Source organism: Arthrobacter sp. USHLN218, from assembly GCF_037144715.1.
Lineage (GTDB): Bacteria > Actinomycetota > Actinomycetes > Actinomycetales > Micrococcaceae > Crystallibacter.
Genome location: NZ_JBBCYT010000001.1, coordinates 532,136 through 548,576 on the forward strand (window position 1 = coordinate 532,136; position 16,441 = coordinate 548,576).

At 69.7% G+C, this 16,441-nt stretch carries 14 protein-coding genes; 10 read left to right on the forward strand and 4 right to left on the reverse strand.

Going from position 1 to position 16,441, the window contains the following annotated elements; translation table 11 throughout:
• Positions 1-167 precede the first annotated feature (167 nt).
• The 6 genes from WFH44_RS02360 (at position 168) to WFH44_RS02385 (ending at position 6,388) form a co-directional block, all read left to right on the forward strand.
• Positions 168-710 (forward strand): AMIN-like domain-containing (lipo)protein, encoded by a 543-nt coding sequence (locus WFH44_RS02360; protein WP_336711434.1) that lies wholly within the window; start codon positions 168-170, stop codon positions 708-710.
• A 123-nt stretch (positions 711-833) separates the two neighbouring features.
• Positions 834-1,268 (forward strand): four-helix bundle copper-binding protein, encoded by a 435-nt coding sequence (locus WFH44_RS02365; protein WP_336711435.1) that lies wholly within the window; start codon positions 834-836, stop codon positions 1,266-1,268.
• 56 nt (positions 1,269-1,324) lie between these two features.
• Positions 1,325-3,721 (forward strand): phosphoenolpyruvate synthase, encoded by a 2,397-nt coding sequence (gene ppsA, locus WFH44_RS02370; RefSeq protein ID WP_336711807.1) that lies wholly within the window; start codon positions 1,325-1,327, stop codon positions 3,719-3,721.
• A complete protein-coding gene (locus WFH44_RS02375; protein ID WP_336711436.1) occupies positions 3,718-4,164 on the forward strand; it encodes a universal stress protein in 447 nt (148 codons plus the stop codon). Before ppsA ends, WFH44_RS02375 begins: the two co-directional genes overlap by 4 nt.
• A 155-nt stretch (positions 4,165-4,319) precedes the next feature.
• A complete protein-coding gene (locus WFH44_RS02380; protein WP_336711438.1) occupies positions 4,320-5,642 on the forward strand; it encodes a S8 family serine peptidase in 1,323 nt (440 codons plus the stop codon).
• Positions 5,643-5,671: 29 nt separating this feature from the next.
• Positions 5,672-6,388: a TMEM175 family protein gene (locus WFH44_RS02385; RefSeq protein ID WP_336711440.1), complete on the forward strand. Its 717-nt coding sequence runs from the start codon at positions 5,672-5,674 to the stop codon at positions 6,386-6,388.
• Here the strand turns inward: WFH44_RS02385 and WFH44_RS02390 are convergent.
• A complete protein-coding gene (locus WFH44_RS02390; RefSeq protein ID WP_336711441.1) occupies positions 6,336-7,097 on the reverse strand; it encodes a hypothetical protein in 762 nt (253 codons plus the stop codon). The two genes, WFH44_RS02385 and WFH44_RS02390, sit on opposite strands and share 53 nt — an antisense overlap.
• 328 nt (positions 7,098-7,425) lie before the next feature.
• On the opposite strand from WFH44_RS02390, the gene WFH44_RS02395 reads away from it, so the two are divergent.
• From WFH44_RS02395 to WFH44_RS02410, 4 genes are read left to right on the forward strand one after another with little or no spacing between them, the layout of a single operon-like run.
• Positions 7,426-11,424: a Pls/PosA family non-ribosomal peptide synthetase gene (locus WFH44_RS02395; RefSeq protein WP_442892849.1), complete on the forward strand. Its 3,999-nt coding sequence runs from the start codon at positions 7,426-7,428 to the stop codon at positions 11,422-11,424.
• Positions 11,425-11,473: 49 nt separating this feature from the next.
• Complete coding sequence (gene dapA, locus WFH44_RS02400; protein ID WP_336711443.1) at positions 11,474-12,421, forward strand: 4-hydroxy-tetrahydrodipicolinate synthase; 948 nt, start codon at positions 11,474-11,476, stop codon at positions 12,419-12,421.
• A gap of 44 nt (positions 12,422-12,465) precedes the next feature.
• On the forward strand, positions 12,466-13,716 hold the full coding sequence (locus WFH44_RS02405) for a heparan-alpha-glucosaminide N-acetyltransferase domain-containing protein (protein WP_336711444.1): 1,251 nt from the start codon (positions 12,466-12,468) through the stop codon (positions 13,714-13,716).
• A 32-nt stretch (positions 13,717-13,748) separates the two neighbouring features.
• On the forward strand, positions 13,749-13,895 hold the full coding sequence (locus WFH44_RS02410; protein ID WP_264796281.1) for a hypothetical protein: 147 nt from the start codon (positions 13,749-13,751) through the stop codon (positions 13,893-13,895).
• 60 nt (positions 13,896-13,955) lie between these two features.
• Here the strand turns inward: WFH44_RS02410 and WFH44_RS02415 are convergent, their stop codons facing one another.
• Genes WFH44_RS02415 through WFH44_RS02425 form a run of 3 tightly spaced genes read right to left on the reverse strand, consistent with a single transcriptional unit; the run spans position 13,956 to position 16,435 of the window.
• Positions 13,956-14,177, reverse strand: a complete 222-nt coding sequence (locus tag WFH44_RS02415; protein WP_336711446.1) for an SCO4848 family membrane protein — start codon at positions 14,175-14,177, stop codon at positions 13,956-13,958.
• A 17-nt stretch (positions 14,178-14,194) separates the two neighbouring features.
• Complete coding sequence (locus WFH44_RS02420) at positions 14,195-14,695, reverse strand: DUF2505 domain-containing protein (RefSeq protein ID WP_336711448.1); 501 nt, start codon at positions 14,693-14,695, stop codon at positions 14,195-14,197.
• Between the two features lie 45 nt (positions 14,696-14,740).
• Positions 14,741-16,435, reverse strand: coding sequence for a sensor histidine kinase (locus WFH44_RS02425; RefSeq protein WP_336711449.1), 1,695 nt, complete (start codon positions 16,433-16,435; stop codon positions 14,741-14,743).
• Between the last annotated feature and the right edge of the window lie 6 nt (positions 16,436-16,441).

Genomic DNA, 16,441 nt, shown 5'->3' on the forward strand with positions numbered 1-16,441 from the left:
TAATGGAAGCAGCCACGGGGAATGAGCGAGGGCGCTTTCTCCCGCCCTGCGCTACATACGCCAACAACGCGGTCCGCTGATCAATCATCGGCTCATCAAGGCAGGCCGATCGCAACCAGCCGTTCCGCAATCGCCTTAGTGATTCGCGATTTGAAAGATCCATCGCCATGAAAAAACTGCACGCGCTGCTCGCTGCCGTTCTGCTGGTGCTCGGGCTCGGACTTATAGCCCCCGGCCCGGCCTCGGCAGCGCCTTACTGCGGCATCACCTGGGGATCCCAGGCCAAGACCTCGTCCTCGAAGTACATGCCGGTACTCACCAACGTCCGCGCCGGAAGGCACACCTGCTTCGACCGACTGGTGGTCGATCTCAAGGGCAAACGACCGGGCTACAACGTCCGTTACGGCGCTGTCTACAGTGAGGGCAAGGGAGACCGCATCCCGCTGCGGGGCTACGACATGCGCATCGTCGTCAAGGCGCCGGCCTACGACAGCAAGGGCCGGGCCACCTACAACCCGCGCAACCAGTCCAACATTGTCAACGTCAAGGACTTCCGGACCTTCCGCCAGGTGGCCTGGGCGGGAAGCTTCGAAGGGCAGTCCACCATCGGGCTCGGTGTCCGTACCCGTCTGCCGTTCCGGGTCTTCACGCTCCCGGGTCCGGAAAGGAACCAGACCATGCTGGTTATCGATGTAGCCCACCGCTGGTAAAAGCCTGCCCCAAATGGCAGATGCGGCGCGCAGCATCGAGGGGTACCCTGCAACCATTACGCCGCGGGTGCCGCCTGGCGGGGGAGCCGGACCCGCGGCCCGCATGGCTGACAGGGAGACGCGATGAGCAGTACGCAGCACGTGCTGGCCGTGCATCCGACGGCACCGGAAACCGCCCCCGAGCACCGGCTGGCCCGCGGCGTGTGCATCGACGCCTGCTTCGACTGCGCCCAGGCTTGCCGCTCCGGGGCGGATGCGTGGCTGGACGAACAGGGCGCGGCGAACGTCCGTACCTGCCAGCGCGCCCAGGAGAACTGCGCGGACATCTGCCTCGCCGCCGTCTCGATCCTGCCGCGGCTGGGATCGCCCGGAACGGACAGCGGGAAGGCGTTCCTGGGGGCGCTGATCGAGGCCTGCAGGGCCGCGTGCCAGGCATGCCAGGAGCAGTGCGAACCGCATCTGGGCTTCCCGCACTGCCGGCTCTGCCTTCAGGCCTGCGTCCGCTGCGAGCAGGCCTGCACCGAACTGCTGGACTCGCTGCGCCTGACCAGGCCGTAGCGGGGAGAGGAACGTAGCGGGGGAGGAACACCGTGGAGCAGCAAGTCCCGGCGGACATGGCGTACATCGTGTGGTTCGAAGACACGGGGATGGCAGATGTGCCCCTGGTGGGCGGCAAGAACGCGTCGTTGGGCGAGATGGTCCGGACGCTGGCCGGGGCGGGAGTCCGGGTGCCGGAAGGGTTCGCCGTGACGGCGCAGGGCTACCGCGAGTTCGTACGGGCCAACAATATGGAGCCACAACTGCGCGGCTGGCTGGAGCGCTACCGGTCCGGCGGCGTCAGCCTGTCCGAGGCCGGGCACGCGGTGCGGAACCTGTTCCTGGCAGCGGAGTTTCCGCCGCATCTGGCCGCGGCCATCCTCCAGGCGTACCGGCAGCTCTCGGAGCGTTCCGGCCTGGCCGCCCCCGCCGCGGCGGTGGCGGTGCGCAGCAGTGCGACCGCGGAAGACCTGCCGGACGCGAGTTTCGCCGGCCAGCAGGAGACATTCCTGAACGTGGCCGGCGACCAGGCGGTGCTCGGGGCCTGCCGGCGCTGTTTCGCCTCGCTGTTCACGGACCGCGCGATCAGCTACCGGGCCATCAAAGGCTTCGACGACCTGCAGGTGGCCCTGTCCGTCGGCGTGCAGCGGATGGTCCGGTCCGACGTCGGGGCCTCCGGAGTGATGTTCACGCTCGACACGGAGACGGGCTTCCCGGACGCCGTGGTGATCAGCGCGGCCTGGGGCCTGGGCGAGACGGTGGTGCAGGGCAGCATCAACCCGGACAAGTACCTGGTCTACAAGCCCCTGCTGGGCCGCGACGGTTTCGCCCCGATCATCGAGCGCACGCGCGGCGAGAAGGAACGCAAGATGGTGTACGGCCGGGGCGGCAGCCTGCGCACGCGGCTCGTTGACACCAGCGAGCGGGAGCGCAGGGCCCTGGTGCTTGCCGACGGCGAGGTCCTGCAGCTGGCGCGCTGGGCCGTGGCCATCGAGGACCACTACCGCACGCCGATGGACATGGAATGGGCCAAGGACGGCACCACGGGCGAGCTGTTCCTGGTCCAGGCCCGGCCGGAGACGGTCCAGGCCGGGCGCAGCGGCAGCCGCTTCAGCGTCCACCGCCTGCTCGGCGATGGCCGGCTGCTGGCGAAGGGCGCCGCCATCGGGGACTCCATCGCGGTCGGCGAAGCCTGCGTTGTCCGCAGCGTGGCGGACATCGACCGGTTCCGCGAGGGCGCCGTGCTGGTCACCGAGATGACGGATCCGGACTGGGTTCCGGTGATGCAGCGGGCCGCCGGCATCATCACCGAACACGGCGGCACCACCAGCCACGCGGCGATCGTGAGCCGCGAACTCGGCGTCCCCGCCGTCGTCGGCACCGGCAACGCGACCGACGTGATCGGCGACGGGGAGCAGATCACGCTTTCCTGTGCCGAGGGGGATGAGGGCCATATCTACGCCGGCGCGCTGGAGTTCGAGACCGAGGAGATCGACCTCGCCGAGCTGCCCCGGACCGCCACCGGCGTCATGGTCAACGTGGCGAGCCCGGCCGCCGCCTTCAGCTGGTGGCGACTGCCGGCGGCCGGGGTGGGGCTGGCCCGGATGGAGTTCATCATCAACGACGTCATCCGGATCCACCCGATGGCCCTGGTGCATCCGGAGCGCGTGGCGGACCAGCAGGTGGCCGCACGGATCCGCGAGCTCACCGCCGGCTTCGCGGACCCGGGGGAGTACTTTGTCCAGACGCTCGCCACCGGCCTGGGCAAGCTGGCCGCCCCGTACTTCCCGCGCCCGGTGATCGTGCGGCTCAGCGACTTCAAGACCAACGAGTACGCCCACCTGCTCGGCGGCAGCGCCTTCGAACCGGCCGAAGAGAACCCGATGCTGGGCTTCCGCGGCGCCTCGCGGTACTACGACGAGCGCTACCGGGAGGGCTTCGCGCTCGAATGCCGGGCGCTGAAGCGGGTGCGCGAGGAACTGGGCTTCGGCAACGTCGTCGTCATGATTCCCTTCTGCCGCACGCCCGCGGAGGCGGACCGGGTGCTGGAGGTGATGGCGGCCAACGGGCTGGTCCGCGGGGAGAACGGGCTCCAGGCCTACATGATGTGCGAGATCCCCTCCAACGTGGTGCTCGCCGCGGAGTTCGCCGCGCGATTCGACGGCTTCTCCATCGGCTCCAACGACCTGACCCAGCTGGTGCTCGGCGTGGACCGGGACTCGGAGCTGCTGGCGCCGCTGTTCGACGAGCGGGACGAGGCGGTCAAGCGGATGATCAGCCAGGTCATCCGCGCCGCGCACGCGGCCGGCATCAAGATCGGCATCTGCGGGCAGGGACCCAGCAACCACGCGGACTTCGCCGCCTTCCTGGTGGACGAGGGCATCGACACGATCTCGCTGAACCCGGACACGTTCGTGCGGACCGTGCCCCGGATCGCCGAGGCGGAACGGCAGCGCAAGGAGAGGAAAGCATGAATAACGATGGCGCCGGCAGCCGCCGGCTGGTCCTCGTGGGCGTGGATGGATCCCCGCACGCGCACCACGCCCTGCGGGAAGCCCGGCGTTTCGCGGGCCTGCTCGGCTGCGACATCGAAGTCCTTACGGCCTGGCAGTTCCCCCTGATGGTAGAGCCGAGCGCGGTCTACCAGTGGGATCCTTCGGACGACGCCCGCCAGATGCAGGAGGCCAGCGTGCGCGACGTGTTCGGCACCGAGGAACCCACCGGCGTGGCGCGGACCGTCCAGCAGGGCCAGCCTGCCCACCTGCTGATCGAAGCCAGCCGGCATGCGGAACTGCTGGTCGTGGGATGCCGCGGGCACGGGGGATTCGCCGGCCTGCTGCTTGGGTCGGTCAGCTCGGCGGTGGCTGCGCACGCGCACTGCTCGGTGCTGATAACCCATATCGAGCACGTCGCCTAACACGGCCCGCAAGATAACGAAACGGTTTCGAATTCCCCTAGACGGGAACTGCGGGCAGGGCCATACTGATTTCCAACCGCGCGCTTGGGGGCGGGTGTGACGGACGGTAAGGCAATCGGGGGATTGGCATCTAGGTCCGTGCTTGGGAGGACATCATGGGAAGAATGCGTTCGGGGGCCGGCCGGCTTCTGGCTCTGGGAGCCGCGCTGGGAATGGCCGTGGGCGGGTGGGGCCTGGCCCCGGCCTCGGCCGCGCAGCCGGTTGATGAATACATTGTGGTCTTGAAAGACAACGTGGATGCAGAAGCCGTTGCACACGTGCACGACAAGCAGTACGCAATGACCGAAACCGGAACCTACAGCCACGCCGTGCCGGCCTATTCGGCGGAGATGACGGCGGCGGAGGCATCGGACGTCGCGGTCGACCCGAGCGTAGCCTATGTAGCCCCGAACCGGATCTTCGCGCTCGCGGAACAGTCCGTCCCGCGCAGCGTGACCCGCACCGGCGCGGACGAGTCGAGCGCCAAGGCCGGTGACGGCAGCGGCTCGGTGGACGTCAACATCGCCATCATCGACACCGGCATCGACGGCAGCCATCCGGACCTGAATGTCCAGGCCGGCGTGGACTGTAGCAGCGGCAGCGCCACGGACGAATCTCCGGTCATCGATGTCTACGGCCACGGCACCGCGGTCGCCGGCGTGGCCGCGGCCAAGGACAACGACACGGGTGTGGTCGGCATGGCGCCCGGTGCCCCGCTGTGGTCCGTCCGGGTAATGGACAGCGCCGGGGCGATCTCCGAGGCCGCCCTGCTGTGCGCCTTCGACTGGGTGACCGCGACCCGCACCGACGATGACCCGGACAACGACATCGCCGTTGCCAACGTCAGCATCGGCGGCGGCGGCACGGACGACGGCGACTGCGGCAGCAGCGGTGACCCGATGCACGCGGCGATCTGCCGCTCGGTCGAGGCCGGCGTGACCTACGCGGTCGCCGCGGGCAACAGCGGCACCGACTTCGCCACCACCGTTCCGGCCGCCTATGACGAGGTACTCACGGCCACCGCCATCGGCGACTTCGACGGCAAGCCCGGCGGCGCCGGCTCCTCGACGTGCGACGGCGAAGACCTGACCCGGTACGCCCAGGATGACGGTCCGGCGACGTTCTCCAATTTCGCCACCAGCTCCGGCGACGACGGCCATACCGTGGCCGGCCCCGGCGTCTGCGTCCAGTCCACCGCTCCCGGCGGCTACGGGAACAACCACGGCACCAGCTTCGCCAGCCCGGCCGTCGCCGGCACCGTGGCGCTCTGCCTGAGCAGCGGCACCTGCAGCGGCGATCCCTCGTCCGTGATGCAGAGCTTCCTGGATGCCACCGCCGAGTACGCCAATTCCAACCCTGACCAGGGCTTCACCGGCGATGCCTCCAACGGGGACGGCGCCCGCTACTACGGCTACCTCATCCGGGGCTCCATCTTCTAGCCGGGTCCCGCGCCCGGGGCGCCTGACGTATGAAGGACAACGACGACGGCGGCACCCGCCGCGGCAGGAACCCTCCGGAGCCTCCGGGCCCGGAGGGTTCCCGCGCGGAAGGGATCGTCCGGCGCCACCGGGAACTGTTCGACTCCGGTACCTCGGTGGAGCGCACCGTCTTCTTCAGCGATGCGGTGTTCGCGATAGCGATGACGCTGTTAGTGCTGGAGCTGATTATTCCGGAGGGGCTGGACCAGGAGCACCTGGGCGAGGCGCTCGCCGAGGCGGTGCCGGAGTTCATCGCCTACACGATCAGTTTCACGGTGCTGGCCATTGCGTGGCTGAGCCACCACCGCAAATTCACGGTGATCCACCGTTACGATGCACCGCTGCAGGGGCTGAACCTGCTGCTGCTGTTCTTCATTGCTGTGCTGCCGATGCCCACGAGCTTCCTCAGCGACTACGGCGGCGAGCTGTCGCCGTGGCCTGCCGTGCTCTACGCCGTGGTGACGTCGGCGGTGTTCCTGGTGCTGGACCTGATCTGGTGGCACGCCTGGCGCGCCGGCCTGATCGCGCCGGTGGTGGACGCGCCCATGTACCGCTACATGCTCTGGGCGATGCTGCCGGTGCCGGTGGTGTTCCTGCTGAGCATTCCGGTGGCCTTCGTCAGCGCGGATTGGGCGATGTTCATCTGGGTGCTGATCATCCCCGCGCTGTTCCTGACGCGGCGAAGACCGCATCCGCGACGCCCATGATGATCCGGTCGCCCGGAACCGCAGTTCGCAGGAAGGCCGTGACCGTGGCCAGGTCGGTGGAGACGCAGCCCCAGGATTCCTCCATCCCCGCGTGGAGGAAGATCGCGTGCGACAGGCCGGGCTGCGGATCCATGTCCGGGGGCCGGTTGTAGTTGATGACGGCGGCCTGCTCGTAGAGCCCGTCCTCCATGAGCTCCCAGAGGTTTTCGTCCGGCCATGCCCCGGCGCCCTCGAAGTACTGCTGGTAGTGGTTGCCCGGACGGGCGCCCCAGCGCGAGGACGGGCTGAGTTCGTGGTATTCGAGCGCGGTGCCCGGGTCTTCGCGGCCGAAGGCCTCGGTGACCGTGTAGGAGCCCGACGGGGTCAGCAGAGAGTTCACCCGTACCGTCCCGGGCTTGCCGAAACCCTCGCTGCCGGTGAAGCCGGCGGCCTCCCATTCCTCGGCGTAGCCGCCGGGAACCCGGAGGCAGGCGGTCAGCTTCACCGCGGTTTTGCCGTAGGCGTCGCCGATGGCGAAGGTGACGCGGTCGGCGCCGCCGGCTTCGAAGGCGACCCGTCCCTCGGCCAGCAGCCGGCACGGCCCCTCGGCGGCCGGCGCGGGGGCAAGGCTCGCCGCCGGGGCGGTGGAGTCGGGCGCCGGCGCGGAGCACCCGGTGACGGCGGCGAAGGCCAGCGCGAGGGCGGCGGCGCGGTGCTTGGCTGGTGTCATCGGCAATATCCTGCCAGCCGCGGGCGGTTACGCGCGGCATCCGCCGCCCCATTCGAGTAGTGCGAATGGCAGGACCGGTAGTTGAAACGGTCAATCGAGTAGTTGCTTATGGCAACTCCCGTAGGCGCTACGCATCACAGCCCCGGCTTCGGCTTCATAGGGTTCAGGTGTGGGGGTAACGGCGGGACGCACCGTCCGCCGGCCTAACCGGTTCTTTAACCAGCTTTACGAGACCTAGCTTTACGGCGCAGCCGGCAGCCAACGCCGCCGGCGGTGCCGCGTTGCCCTGCCATGCCTCGGTGTCACTCGCACCATCCGGACGGCAGGGATGATCCGGACTTCTGTGGGGGAAATTTTGGAATCGTTGAAGAGTGCTGCACTGCCGCACGCCGTGGCGCCGACCGGCCTGCTGGAGGGGCCTGTCCGCGGGGATGAGGCCCCGCTTTCAGGACCCGCGCTGTATCCCAGCCGGCCGCCGGCGGAGGAACGGACGCTGGTGGACATCATCCGGCAGACCATCGCCGGCTACCCGGAGGCTCCGGCCATCGACGACGGCACCACCTGCCTGAGCTACCGTGAGCTGGGCGCGCGCATCGACGAGCTGGCGCGCCGCCTGTGGGCCTCGGACATTGGGGCCGGGGACAGGGTCGGCGTGCGGGTGCCTTCGGGATCGGTGGACCTGTACGTGGCGATCCTGGGCGTGCTGGTGGCCGGCGCGGCCTACGTCCCGGTGGACGCCGACGAGCCGGATGAGCGGGCTGAAACCGTCTGGGCCGAGGCGCAGGTCTGCGCGGTGATCGGCGCAGGGCTGGTGGTGGCGACGATTCCCGGCGTCCAGCGGCTGGGACACAGCCCGCAGCCGCACCCGGACGACGATGCCTGGATCATCTTCACCTCAGGTTCGACCGGAAAGCCCAAGGGCGTGGCCATCCGGCACCGTTCCGCGGCGGCGTGGGCGGATGCGGAGGCGGAGATGTTCCTGCAGGAGCGTCCGCTCACCCGCGGCGACCGGGTCCTGGCCGGGCTGTCCGTCGCCTTCGACGCGTCCTGCGAGGAGATGTGGCTGGCCTGGCGGAACGGGGCCTGCCTGGTGCCCGCGCCGAGGTCCCTGGTGCGATCCGGCGCGGACCTCGGCCCGTGGCTGGCCCAGCGCAGCGTCACCGTGGTCTCCACCGTCCCCACCTTGGCCGCGCTCTGGCCCAAGGAGGCGCTGGAGGACATCCGGCTGCTGATCTTCGGCGGCGAGGCCTGCCCGGCCGAGCTGGTGGCCCGGCTCGCCGGCCCGGAGCGCGAAGTCTGGAACACCTACGGGCCGACGGAAGCGACGGTGATCGCGTGCGGCGCGGCCCTTGACGGCTCCGGGCCGGTGCGGATCGGGCTCCCGCTTCGCGGCTGGGACCTGGCCGTGGTGGATCCGGAGGGCCAGCCCGTTGCGTGGGGCGAGGAAGGCGAACTCATCATCGGCGGCGTGGGCCTGGGCCGCTACCTGGACCCGGCCAAGGACGCGGAGAAGTACGCGCCTATGCCCGCTTTGGGCTGGGAGCGCGCCTACCGCAGCGGCGACCTGGTCCGTGCGGATCCCGAGGGCCTGCTCTTCGTGGGCCGCGCCGACGAGCAGGTCAAGCTCGGCGGCCGGCGGGTGGAGCTTGGCGAAATCGATGAGGCATTGGCACAGCTGGCCGGCGTGGCCGCGGCCGCCGCGGCAGTGCAGACGACGCCCAGCGGCAACAAGGTGCTGGCCGGCTACCTGGTGGCCGAGGACGGTCCCGAGCTGGACCTGGCCTCCTGCCGGAAGCGGCTCGGCGAAGTCCTGCCCGCGCAGCTGGTGCCGGCCCTCGGCGTGGTGCCGGAGCTGCCGGTGAAGACCTCCGGCAAGGTGGACCGCAAGGCGCTGCCCTGGCCGCTCGCGGCCGCGGACGGCGCGGGCCACCGGCTGACCGGCACCGAGGGCTGGCTGGCCGACAGCTGGACCGATTTGCTGGGACCCGTCCCGCTGGACGGCGACAGCGACTTCTTCGCCCTGGGCGGGGCCAGTGTGGCCGCCGCCCAGCTGGTGGCCAAGCTCAGGAGCCGCCATCCCGCGGTTTCGATCGCCGACCTCTATGCCCGCCCGGTGCTCGGCGACCTGGCGGCATACCTGGACGGACTCGGCACCACCACCGGGGAGCAGCGCGAGGTCCGGTCCACGCCCTGGTGGACGGGGCTGGTGCAGGCACCGCTGATCGCCGGGCTCTACGGCGTCTCCGGCCTGCGGTACGTGACCGGCATGGCGATCGTCTGCCTGCTGCTCTTCAACTTCACGGATACGCCGTGGGTGCCCAATCCGCCGCTGCTGCCGACCGTGGCGGCCTGGGTGGTGCTCTTCAGCCTGCCGTCGCGGGCGATCTTCGCGGTGCTCTCGGCGCGGGTGCTGCTCTGGCGCGTCGGGCCCGGCGTGTATCCGCGGGGCGGCTCGACGCACCTGCGGCTGTGGGCCGCGGAACGCATCGCCACTTTCGGCAAGCTGGAGCCGCTGATGGGAACGCCGATGGCCGCCTGGTACGCCCGGGCGCTTGGCTGCAGGATCGGCAGGGGTGTGCACCTCGACGCGCTGCCGCCGGTCACGGGCCTGGCGGAGATCGGCGACGGCGCGACCATCGAATACGAGGCGGACCTGGCGGGCCATTGGCTGGAAGGGGACCGGCTGCACATCGGACGGGTCCGGATCGGCAGGAACGCCCGCGTGGGCACCCGCTCCATCGTGATGAACGAGGCGCGCATCGGGGCCGGGGCTGAAGTGGAGCCGGGCAGCTGCGTGAACGGCATCGTCCCGGACGGCGAACGCTGGGCAGGATCGCAGCTGGAGCGGGTCGGCATGGCGGGCGACGAATGGCCGGCCGAAACCGGCGAGGCGCCGCGCCGGCGGCCGGTCGCCCTCCTGTACCCGCTGGGAACGCTGCTGCTGACGCTGATGCCCATGGTCGCCGTCGTACCGGGTGCCCTGCTGATGGTCGCGGTGACCCGCGGGATCTCCAACCTGGCGACGGCGCTGCTGACGCTGGCCGCGTGGAGCCCGGTGTTCCTGGCGATGACCGTGGTGCTTTACCTGGCTGTGACCGCCGGCCTGGTGCGGCTGCTGGCGCTGCTGATCGTGCCGGGCTTCCACAGCCTCCACTCGGCCGCGGCGTGGGCCGCCTGGCTCTCCAACCTCCTGCTGGCCAAGTCCCTGGTGTCCGCCTACCCGATCTACGCCAGTCTGCTCACCCCGCTGTGGTTCCGGCTGCTCGGTGCCCGGGTGGGTAAGCACGTTGAGCTTTCGACCATGGAGACCATCCCGCATCTGAGCAGCTTCGGGGACCGCTCCTTCATGGCGGACCACTCGCTGGCCACCGCGCCGCGCGCCCGTGCCGGGTGGCTGCACATCGGTACGGCCAGCGTCGGCGCCAAGTCTTTCGTGGGCAACTCCGGGATCGTCGGCGCGGACAATAAGGTGCCGGACAACTCGCTGATCGCCGTGCTCTCCTCGGCGCCGCGGGACATGCCGGCGTCCTCGAACTGGTTCGGCCGCCCGGCGGTGGAGTTGCCCCGCCCGGTGGACCAGTCGGACTCGGCGCGCACCTACAACCCGCCGCGCCGCCTGATGGTGGCGCGCGCCGCCGTCGAAAGCTGCCGCTTCCTGCCCGTGGTGATCACCGCCTGGCTGGCGCTGGCGACCGTATGGATCCTGGCGCAGATCTACCTGCAGGCCGGGCTCCTGGCGGCCGCGCTGCTCGCCGGACCGGTGCTGCTGGCCAGCGGTTTCGCGGCCTGCCTGGTGGCGCTGACGGCGAAGTGGGCGCTGGTGGGCAGGTTCCGCCCCTCGCAACATCCGCTCTGGACCTCTTTCATCTGGCGCAACGAGCTGGCCGATGTGTTCTCCGAGTCGCTCGCCGTGCCCGGCCTGGTCCGGATGAGCCTGGGCACGCCCATGTTCAACTTCTGGCTGCGGCTGATGGGGGCGAAGATCGGCCGCAGGGTGTGGTGCGAGACGTGGTGGCTGCCGGAGTTCGACCTGATCAGCATCGGCGACGGGGTGAGCATCAACCGCGGAACCGTGCTGCAGACGCATCTCTTCCACGACCGCATCATGCGGATGGAGCAGGTCGACCTGGAGGACTACTCCACGCTGGGGCCGAACAGCATCGTGCTGCCAGGCAGCCGGCTCCAGTCCCACACCATTGTGGGGCCCGGCTCGCTGGTCATGCGCTCGGAATCCGTTCCGGCCGGCAGCCACTGGGCCGGCAACCCGATCCGCAGCTGGTCGCCGGGGGTCCGCCGCCAGCAGCAGCTCGCCGAAAGCACCAACTGACCGCACTGCAACTTGACCGCACGGCAACATCTTCCGGGGGGAACCGACCATGACAACTATCCACGGCGTTGAGCTAACGACGACGGCGGCCACCACGTTCGGGAACGTGCTCACCGCCATGGTCACGCCTTTCGACCAGTGCGACCGCGTGGACCTGCCCGCGGCGGAGCGGCTCGCGGCCTGGCTGACCCGCGACGGCTGGAACGACGGCATCGTCGTGAACGGCACGACGGGCGAGTCCATCGCCACCAGCGACCACGAAAAGTCCAAGATGGTCGGTGCCGCCCGGCGCGCGGTCGCCGGCAGCGGCAAGCGCGTGATCGCCGGCGTGGGCGCGGGCGACACCAGGCACAGCATCCGGCTGGCGCAGGCGGCGGAGCAGTGGGGAGCGGACGGGCTGCTGCTCGTGGCGCCCTACTATTCCCGGCCGTCGCAGCGCGGGCTGCTGCGCCACTTCCTCGCCGTGGCCGACAGTACGTCCCTGCCGGTGATGCTCTACGACATCCCGCAGCGCACCGGCGTCGCCATCGAACCGGAGACGTTCGCCGCGGCTGCCAAGCACCCGAGCATCGTCGCGGTCAAGGACGCCAAGGGCGATCTGGAGAGCAGCTCCTGGGTCATGCGGGAGACCGCGCTGGAGTACTACTCGGGAGACGATGCCCTGAACCTTCCGCTGCTGGCGATCGGCGCCGTCGGCTTCGTCTCCGTGGTCGGCCATGTCGTGGGGGACAAGCTGGCGGACCTGTTCCACCTCTACTCGCAGGGCCGGGTGGACCAGGCGCTCGCCGTGCACCGGGAACTGCTGCCGGTCTACCGGGGAATGTTCCGCGCTCCGGCCGCCGCGTCGGTCAAGGCCGCGCTCGCCGCGCTGGGGATGCCGGCCGGGAACCTGCGCACGCCGCTGGCCGAACTGACCGCCGAAGAACACACCGCGCTGCTGGAGGACCTGGCCGGCCTGGCCAACGCGGCCGCCGCCGGCGTCTCCCAGCCCGCCTGATGGCAGACCGGCCCGCCGACCGACCCGTGAAGGAACCACGCACCATGAGCAGAACCACCGCTTCGGCCGGCCCGGCCAGGCCACGCATCGCCGCCCTCGATGCCGCCCGGGGGATGGCGCTGATCGCCATGATGGCCATCCATGTCCTGCCGGGCTGGAACGCGGACTTCGAACCGACGATGACCTGGCAGCTGCTCTCGGGAACCTCGGCGGCGCTGTTCGCGTTCCTGGCCGGGATATCGCTCTCCCTCTCGGCGGCCAAGGCGCGGGCTGTTGGGGGCCGCGCCTTGGCCGCCGCGAAGGGTGCGCTGGCGGTCAGGGCGGCGCTCATCCTGGCTCTGGGGTTCCTGATCGCCCTGCTGGATCCGCCCGCGGCCATCATCCTGGCCTATTACGGGGCGATGTTCCTGCTGGCCATTCCGCTGCTGGGGCTCAGCGCCCGCTCGCTGGGCATCGCCGCGGTGTGCTTCGCGGTGCTCGGGCCGCTCCTGATGCAGGGGCTGCGCCCGGATCTCCATGGCCTCGGCGGCTACGATCCCTCCTTGAGCATGCTCTTCGACGATCCGGGCGCGGTCGTCGGGGCGCTCCTGCTGACGGGCTCGTATCCGGCCATCCCCTGGATGACCTATATCTGCGCGGGCATGGCCGTGGGCCAGCTGGACCTGGCCAGCCGGGACACCCAGGTCCGGCTCGTGGTTTCGGGGGCCATCGTCGGTGCGGTGACCTGGCTGTTCGCCCTGGTCATGACGGGCCCGCTCGGCGGACGGGAACAGCTGATTGCCAACAGTCCCCGGCTGGGCGCCGAGGGAGTGGATGACATCCTCACCTGGGGCCCGACGGACGGCCTGCCGACCTCCACCGGGTGGTGGCTGACGGTGCTTTCGCCCTATTCCTCCACGCCCGTGGAACTGCTGAACACCCTGGGGATCGCCGCCGTCGTACTCGGCGTTGTCCTCTTCGCAGGCACCGCGCTTCGTTCACTGCTAACCCCGCTGGCCATGGCCGGCACCATGAGCCTGACGCTGTACTCGGCCCACCTGGTCCTGCTGGCGACCGGTTTCCTCAGCGGGCGGCCGCATCTGGCGTTCGTCCTGCACGCCGTCGCCGCGGTGCTCTTCGCGGTGCTCTGGCACAACGTCACGGGAAAGTCGCAGGGTCCGCTGGAGCGGATGGTCTCGGCCGCGACGGGGTGGACCAAGGAGCGGGTGCTGGCTGGCGGGAACGGCGTCGCCAGCGCGGAGAGCACGGGAAGCACGGCGGCCACGGAGACGGATCATGACGCCGGAAAGTTTTAGCCAACGGCCCCGCATGGGCGATACTCGGAGGCGTGGGAGCAAGTGACCGGGATGCAGCCGGCAAGGCGCTGTATGAAGAGCGCATGAAACTGCTGGACGGATTGGGAATGCCGGATGCCCCGCCGTGGGAAGACCTGGCGGAGGACGTCAAGGAACGCTGGCGCGCCTACACGGACTGAGCAGTCCGGGCCGGGGCATTCGCCGCCGGCCCGGACCACTATCAGCGGTTTGGCTTCGGTTCAGCCGACCAGGCCGCGCACCCCGATGACCGCCGTGGCCAGGCCCAGGATCATCGACGTGGACGCCAGCATGAACCGGTTGGTGAAGTAGCGCGTCAGCGCGCCGTTCTCGTCCTTTGCACGCGGGTCCTTCCACGCGGCCAGGAGGATCGGCATCCAGGCAATCAGCGACCAGAGGCCGGCGAAGACCAGGATCCAGGCCAGCACTGCGGGCATCGTCATGAGCTGCGTTCCCTGCGTCAGGCGCGGCCGGCGATCCAGGCTTCGGCCTGCGTCGCCTGGATCTTCAGCGCCTTGCCCAGCATCGGCTCGGCCGCGGAAGCGACCTTGCCGCCGAGGAACGGGATGCTGGAGGAGACCGTGCCCTCGAGGTCCACGCGGGTGGTGCCGCCGACGGCCACGAGCTTCTGTACCGCGTCGACGTCCACCGGGGCGCCGGCGATCTTGACGTCGATGTTAACGGTCCGGGAGCCGTCCGTCTCGGGAGCCTGCCAGTTCTCGGTCTGCGTCACGGACAGGAACTCGCCCAGCATCTTGCGGGCGATCTCCGGCAGGCGCGTGGTCGGAATGTTGCGCACCACCTTGAGGGTGAACGCGCCGGCCGTCTCGCCGTCCTGCTCGACGGACACCAGGCTGCCGCCGACCATCTCGCTGATGTGGCGCAGGAAGTCTTCGCTGGTGAAGGTGTCGATGACCTCGGTAACGGGGTGGGACAGGTCGGTGGAGGCAGACAGTGCCATGGAAAAACTCCCGGGGAATCGGTTCGGATCGGACCAGATTCCATCCTACTGGTTCCCGCTGGCCGGCCCCTCCGTCATCACGCAATCGGTCCGGCGGGGCAGCGTGAAAGTGAAGACGCTGCCCTCACCGGGAGCGCTGGCGCACCAGATGCTGCCCCCGTGCCGTTCAACGATGTCCTTGGACAGCGGCAGGCCCAGCCCCACGCCGGGGATGGAACTCCTGCGGGCCGTCGAGGTGCGGAAGAACCTCGTGAAGATCGAGCCGGATTCTTCCGGATCCATCCCCATACCCGTGTCCGCGACCTCCCCGTACACCATGCCGTCCCGCACGCCTCCGCGCACGGTGACCGTGCCGCCGTCGGGGGAGTATTTGACGGCGTTGGAGAGCAGATTGTCCAGCACCTGCCGGATCCTCGCCGGATCGCATTCGACCATCAGCGGTCCCTGAGCATCCAGGGAAAGGACGACGCCGGAGGCCGCGGCCCGCGGTTCGGCTGCGGAGGCTGCCTGCTTCAGCAGGTCCGCAAGGTCGGACTCCACCGGCCGCAGGTCGGCGAATCCGGTCGCCGTCCCGAGCAGGTCGGTCACCAGCTTGAACAGCTGGTCGGCGTTGCGGTCGATGACGGTCAGGCCGGCGGTCACCTGGGGCGGCAGGCCGGTGTCCAGCAGGAGCAGCTCCGTGTAGCCGCGGATGGAGGTCAGGGGAGTGCGCAGCTCGTGGGAAACGCTGGAGAGGAAGTCGTCCTTCGCGTTGAGTGCCTCCGCCAGTTCGGTGACGTCGCTGAAGGCCAGAACCGAGCCCTCGCGCTTTCCGTTGTTGTCCTTCATGGTCCGGGCCGAGGTGGAGAGCACGCGCTGGTGGCCGGTCCGGCCGGCCCTGACGAGGTATTCGGAGAAGGTCTCGCCGCGGGCGGCTCGGGCGGTAGGAAGGTCCGGCTCCGCGATCGGCGTGACGCCGTCCATGCGGTAGAGAAGCAGCTCCTTCAGCGGCGCCTCGTCCACGCCTTCCGGCGTGGCAACCCGGCGCATTTGTTCCAGCGGCCGGTTCGCCAGCACCCTGCGGCCCGCCGGATCCAGGGCCAGGACCCCGACGTCCACCGTGTTGACGACGGTCCGCAGCAGCCGCTCGCGGCGGCCGCTTGCCTCGAGGAGTTCGCGAAGCTCGGCGTCCTTCGCCTCCAGGACCGCCTGCTGCGCCATCATGCTGGCGGTCATGACCCGGATGGTGATCCCGATGGCCAGCATCATGAAGGGCACCAGCAGCGGCTGGGTCAGCGTGTCCACGGTGACGGGCTTCCCTGAGGCCAGGACCGGGATCCACACCATGGCCAGCGATGCCAGGGCGCCGGCGATAACGGAGAACCGGGGCAGCTGGCCGGAGGCCGCCAGCCAGATCACGGGAAACGCGGCCAGCAGCCCCAGCCCGGTCAGGTGCGTCCCGGCACCCTCGCGAAGGAGTCCGATCGGGATGAAGTCGAGCAGCGGGATGGCCAGGAAGGACGGATACGGCAGCTTTTCCCACGGGACCACGAAGCAGGCCAGCAGGAGCACGGCATTGCACGCCATGCTGAGCAAGAAGAGGGGGTCCTGGAGCAGCGGCGCATGCAGGACGATGCTGCCGCCCAGCAGGAACAGCATGGTGATGGATAGCGGCAGCTGGCTGAGCACCACCCGCATCCGCAGCGAGAGGGCATCGAACCTGACGCGGTTGAGCGTCAGGTAATCGAGGACTTTATCCACAACGGC